The organism is Okeania sp. SIO3B5 (genome assembly GCF_010692555.1).
In the GTDB taxonomy this organism is placed as follows: Bacteria; Cyanobacteriota; Cyanobacteriia; order Cyanobacteriales; family Microcoleaceae; genus Okeania.
This window is the reverse complement of sequence record NZ_JAAHHG010000550.1, coordinates 1-6,482: the sequence shown is the minus strand read 5'-3', so window position 1 is coordinate 6,482 and position 6,482 is coordinate 1. Positions and strand designations below refer to the sequence as shown.

Annotated in this window: 2 protein-coding genes; one reads left to right on the top strand and one right to left on the bottom strand. The window is 36.2% G+C overall.

Features of this window, described 5'->3' with window-relative positions; translation table 11 throughout:
- The coding region (locus F6K54_RS43530) for a helix-turn-helix domain-containing protein (RefSeq protein WP_366558358.1) at nt 1-65 on the bottom strand (65 nt) is incomplete at its 3' end.
- Nucleotides 66-169: 104 nt separating this feature from the next.
- Between F6K54_RS43530 and F6K54_RS37955 the strand changes: the two genes are divergently transcribed.
- Entirely contained in the window at nt 170-6,421 is a 6,252-nt protein-coding gene (locus tag F6K54_RS37955) for a type I polyketide synthase (RefSeq protein ID WP_293089219.1), read from the top strand.
- Nucleotides 6,422-6,482 lie beyond the last annotated feature (61 nt).

Genomic DNA, 6,482 nt, shown 5'->3' with positions numbered 1-6,482 from the left:
AGCTTGGCTAGTCGGTATTTTTGTCCCTGTGTTGGATAGATACGATACTTAAATCTAGCTTTCATAGAATTGCCTCTTGACTCACAACATGATAACATAATTTGTTGCACAAAATCAACTAAAAAGTCGCCCGCTTATGGGCGAGGCTTGAAACCCAATTTTCTGGTCAATGACCCAAACTCGTAAATCTAAGTCAAATCACCTAGCTATCACTTCTGAAGCCCATCTCAAGGCTCTGTCCAATTTCCCAATAACTTTAACAGGAATATTAGAACAAGTAACAATGAAAACCAAGGGAGATTGTCTAATCTACCTAGACCGTCAGGGAAATGCTAGAACTCAATCTTATCAGCAATTGCAGTCAAAGGCAGAACGGGTTTTAGGGGGATTACGACAAAGGGGTTTTAAACCTAAAGATTTGGTTATTCTATTATTGGAAGATCATAGCGATTTACTCAGTGGGTTTTGGGGATGTATTTTAGGGGGATTTATTCCTCTTATTTTAGATTTGCCTAATTGTCATCAAGAAACCCCTGCAACTTTAGCAAAACTAACTCATCTCCTACAAGTTTTTGATAAAGCTTTAATTATTTTTTCTCATCAGAGAAGCGATTTAATCTCTACTATTACTGCCGGGAAAAACAATCATCAATTTGTCTTTTTTGAAGAACTAAATCAAGCTACTGCTGATTCATTTTATCATCTTTCTGAACCAGATGATGTTGCTTTTTTAACTTTAAGTTCAGGTAGTACAGGAAAGCCGAAATGTATTCAATTAAGTCATCGGAATTTGATTGTTCGTGGGAGAGGAGCAAATATTTTAAATCAACATTCCCCTGATGATATTATTTTAAATTGGCTACCTTTTGAGCATATTGGCAGTATTTCAGATTGGCATCTGCGCTGTATATTATTAGGATGTAAAAGCATATATATTCAAAAAGAATATATTTTAGGGAATATTTTAAATTGGTTAGATTTAATTGATAGTAACCGAGTTAGTCACAGTTGGGCGCCGACATTTACTTATGCTTTAATGAATGATAAACTAGGGCAAAAAAGAGACAATAATTGGGATTTATCTTGTGTAAAATTTCTCTTAAATGCTGGAGAAATGGTAAATCATAAAGTAATGCAAAGTTGTCTGGAAAAATTAGAAAAGTATGGCTTGAAAAAAAATGCTCTACGAACGGCTTTTGGGATGGCTGAATTTGGTTCTGGAATTACTTATTCATTGCCAGATGATTCTCCTTTAAAGGTTTATATGATTGATACTTCTCGACAAGAAAAAGTAGATGTAGAAGGGGATAATCTAGCAGAAAATCAAGCAATGTTTATGGATTTAGGTAAACCTATTCCGGGGATAACATTGCGAATTGTTGATGATCAGAATCAGGTTTTAACGGAAGGAAAAATTGGTCATTTACAAGTCAAAGGAGAGGCAGTTTTTTCGGGGTATTATCAAAATTTAGATGCAACCCAATCTGCTTTTTTAGATGAAGGTTGGTTTGATACGGGAGATTTAGGATTTCTGAGTCAGGGTCATTTAGTTTTAACTGGACGCAGTAAGGGTATTATCATTATTAATGGGGTTAATTATTACAGTCATGAAATTGAGTCAGTTGTTGAGAAAGTTAAGGAAGTAAATGTTTCCTATACTGCTGCTTGTGGGGTAAGGAATGAGACAGAAGGAACAGAAAAATTAGCGATTTTCTTTAATTGTGATTTGCCGTTTAATGTCGCTCTTTTAGAACTATTAAAAACAATTCGTCATCAAGTTATTACCCATTGTGGTATTAATCCCGATTATTTAATTCCTGTTCCTAAAAATGTAATTCCCAAAACCACTATTGGTAAAATTCAACGTAATCAACTAATTCAGCGCTTTCAATTGGGAGAATTTGAATCAATTTTAAGCCAGATAAAAAACCTTTTTAATTCTAATTGTTTACTGAATCCTTTAGACTTAAAAGAGCAATTAATTAAGATTTGGCAGTCGGTTTTACGACAAGAAACGATAAGTTTGGCAGATAATTTTTTTGAATTAGGGGGAACTTCCATTTCCTTGATTTCAATTCAAGAAAAGATTGCCGAAAAGCTTGGTTATTCTCTTGCCATTACTGACTTGTTTCGCTATCCAACAATTAACTCCCTGGTTAACCATTTATCTCCTCAAGTAACCCCTCAAGTAACCAATCTTAAGCAACGGAACATTAAGCAAAAAGCAATTGCCGTAATTGGAATGGCGTGTCGTTTTCCAGGAGCAAATAATTTAGCAGAATTTTGGCAAAATTTAGCATTAGGCAAAGAATCTATTACTTTTTTCAGTGAAGCAGAACTATTAGCAACGGGGATCGATCCGAATTTAGTAAAAAATCCTAATTATGTAAAAGCTAGTCCTATATTAGATGATATTGAAAGCTTTGATGCTGACTTCTTCGGTTATACAAAAAAAGAAGCAGAATTACTCGATCCTCAACAACGACTCTTTTTAGAATGTGCTTGGGAAAGCTTAGAAGATGCTGGCTACAATCCCTTATCATACCAAGGGGCGATCGCACTTTATGGGGGGGCAGCTATGAATACTTATTTACTCAATAATATTTATCCCCATCGTCATCAGCTTAATCCTACAGAATCTCTCAATCCCATGACTCTCCACTCCTTTGATGGATTTAAAATCATGGTTGCTAATGATAAGGACTATTTAACTACAAAAGTCTCCTATAAGCTTAATTTAAAGGGGCCGAGTGTTAATGTACAAACTGCTTGTTCAACCTCTTTGGCAGCAGTTCATTTAGCGATTCAAAGCTTATTAGATGGATCGTGCGATCTAGCTCTAGCAGGTGGCGTTTCTGTCCAAGTTCCTCAGAAAATTGGTCATTTATATCAAGAAGGAATGATTGTTTCCCCTGATGGCCATTGTTGTGCTTTTGATGCAGAGGCGAAAGGGACGATTTTTGGCAGTGGTGTGGGATTAGTGGTTTTAAAACCCCTAGAAACAGCCATAGAAGACCGAGATCATATTTATGCGGTAATTAAAGGATCGGCTATGAGTAATGATGGTGGTAGTAAGGTGAACTACCTTGCCCCTAATGGAGAGGGACAAACTCGTGCGGTGGCAGAAGCGATCGCTAAAGCGGAAATTGAGGCAAATAGTATTAGTTATGTCGAAACCCACGGCACAGGAACATTATTAGGCGATCCCATCGAAATTGACGGTTTGACTCAAGCTTTTCGCCAAAGTACTCAAAATGCAGGGTTTTGTGCCATTGGTTCGGTGAAAACTAATGTCGGGCATTTACAGATTGCATCGGGAATTGCCGGATTAATTAAGACGGTGCTTGCTCTTGATAGCCAAAAAATTCCCCCTTCTCTGCATTTTAAGCAACCTAATCCCCAGATTAATTTTGCAGACAGTCCTTTTTATGTTAATACACAACTGAAAGACTGGGAGGTGGATAATTTCCCCCGTCGCGCTGGAGTAAATTCTTTAGGAATTGGGGGAACGAATGTTCATGTGATTTTGGAAGAAAAGCCCGAATTAAAAAGAGAAAGTGCAGAAAAAAATCCTGCTGTGGAAATTTTAACCCTTTCAGCTAAGACAGAAACGGCATTACAGCAATTAGTACAGCGATATGATGATTTTTTAGAGAACAATTCTCACCTGAACTTAGGAGATGTTTGCTTTACTTCCCATTGCGGACGCTATCATCATTCCCATCGTTTGGCAGTGACAGGAGAAACAGTTGAGCAAATCAGGAAAAATTTACAAGATTTCAGTTTAAATTCTCCTAAAAATAATTCAAAATCTGTAAAAATTGCTTTTTTATTTCCAGGACAAGGATCGCAACTGCTGAATATGGGGCGGGAATTATATAAAACTCAACCTATCTTTCAGCAAACTTTAGATCAATGTGATGAAATTCTGCAAAATAATTGGGATTACTCTATTTTAGAAATAATTTACAGTAGTTTTGATGGCAATGATAATGATAGCTCGGCTTTAATAGATCGGACTGCCTATACTCAACCTTCCTTGTTTGCGGTGGCGTATAGTCTCTTTAAACTGTGGCAGTCGTGGGGAATTGAAGCGACTGCTGTTATGGGTTATAGTTTAGGGGAATATGTTGCAGCTTGTGTGGCTGGAATTTTTAGTTTAGAAGATGGCTTAAACTTGGTGGCACAACGGGGGCGTTTAACCCAAAATTTACCACAAAAAGGTCAAATGATCGCTGTTAAGTCTGATTATGAGACAATTCAATCTGTTATTCTTCCGGAACAGTCACAAGTAGCGATCGCTGCTTTCAATGGAGAAAACAATTTTGTGGTGTCAGGGGAACAACAGGCAATGGGGATAATTCGAGAGAGATTGAACTCACAAGAGATTCCCCATAAAGTTTTAAAGGTTGATCATGGGTTTCATTCGTCAGCAGTCGAGCCAATGGTAGCTGAATTTAGGGATATTTTAGCAAAAATAAAGTTTAATTCTCCAAAAATCAGGTTTATTTCTAATGTTACGGGGACATGGGAGACAGAAAGGGTTGCGACTCCTGAATACTGGTGCGAGCATTTGTTTCAACCCGTGCAGTTTGCAAAAGGAATGCAAAGGTTATACCAAGAAAATTACAATGTTTTTGTGGAATGTGGTTCAAATTCAACTCTTTTGCGGATGGGAAGTAGAATTTTCAGGGATAAAGATGACTTATTATGGTTGCCAAGTTTAGATGGAAAAGAATCAGAGCGAAAAGTGATTTTACAGAGTTTAGCTAAATTGTATGAAAATGGGGCAGAGATTGACTGGAATGGTTTTGAACAAGGTTATACTCATCATCGAGTCAGTTTACCGACTTATCCTTTTCAGCGTCAACGTTATTGGTTGGAAAGTCCGTTAGAAGTTTCTACCAAAAATAGGTTACAAAATCAGATTAATCCTTTAAGTTTCTCATCTCTTTCTCACTCTCTTCATCCCCTTCTAGGAAATAGGTTTCCTTCGGCGATTAAAACTCTGATTTTTCAATCTTCTTTCAGTTTAGAAAGCTTGGAATGGTTAAAAGAGCATCAAGTTCAAGATAGTTTGATTTTACCAGCTTCAGCTTATGTAGAAATGGCAGTTGCGGTTGGCAGACAACGTTTAAAATCTCATTTAATTACTTTAGAAAATATTACTTTTGAAAAATCCTTATTCTTAACGCCAAGTTCGGCATTAACGTTACAAACAATTGTAGAAAATGAACGGCATTTTCAAATTTATCATTTAGACGGCGATGGAGAAAATTGGATATTACACAGTCAGGGGCAAATTGGGTTAAATCAATCCCTTAATAGGGAAAAAAATATGCTTTTAGCAGAATTAAAAGATAGATTAAACCAAGAAATCGAACCAACTGTATTTTATCAAACTTGTCAAAAGCGAGGCTTAAATTATGGCAAAACGTTTCAATTAATTCAACAATTATATGGTGAAAATGAAGAATATCTAGGCAAAGTTGTTTTACCGTCTTTGACTGAATCTGAATCCAATTTTTACTTTAATCCTCGATTGCTGGATGCTTGTTTTCAGGTGAAATTAGCGACCTTTCCAGAAGAAACAATTGAGCAAACTTATGTTCCTATTGCCATTGAAAAATTTTCCCTTTATGCTCCGGTTCCTTCTGTTCTATGGAGTTATGTCAAACGGAGAAAAATCTTATCTTCAAATATCATAATCGCGAATTTAAAATTATTTGATGAACAGGGTAATCTTATTGCTGAAATTGAAGGTTTAACTTCTCAAAAAATAGTCAGTAAATCAATAGCAAAATCATCTAATTATCCTGAATTATATTTTAGTAGTTGGTTATATAACGTTGAATGGCGTAGACAAGATAAAATTGAAAAATTAGACAATTCTTATATTTTTGAAAGCGCAGGAACTTGGTTGATATTTGCAGATAAAAAAGGAATTGGAAATCAAATAAAAACCTTGTTAGAAAACAACAATCAACATTGTTTAGTTATTAATTCATTAAAACAAAAACAGTTAGAAGATTTTCATCAATTATTAGCTGATTTAGATGATGAATTATTACCCTTAAAAGGAGTTATCTATTTATGGGGATTAAATCAGAATACCGATGTAGAAGAGTGGCAAAATTTGGATATGCGGGAGCAAGAAGGTAAGAGCATAGACGATTGTTTTGATTACCTCAGATGTTTCTTATACTTAACGCAAGCATTAAGTCATAAATATCAAAAATCATCTGTTTTTCCTCGCCTCTGGTTAATAACAGAAGAAAGTCAAACAATTAATGGCGTTGCTGATTCTGGGTATGATTTTGCCCCCCTAGCACCCCAAGATTGGGGGAAACCAAACTCTGATTTTGCCTCCTTACCACACCACAATCGGAGAGAAGCATACTCTATTGCAGCGCGCCTCTGATCTCATACTCCACGGTATCCTACATAGACGACTGCACCACTCGCAGTCTACACTACAGTGC

Coding starts and splice junctions, on each gene's coding strand:
- F6K54_RS37955 (WP_293089219.1), top strand. CDS start 170: ATGACCCAAACTCGTAAATCTAAGTCAAATCACCTAGCTATCACTTCT.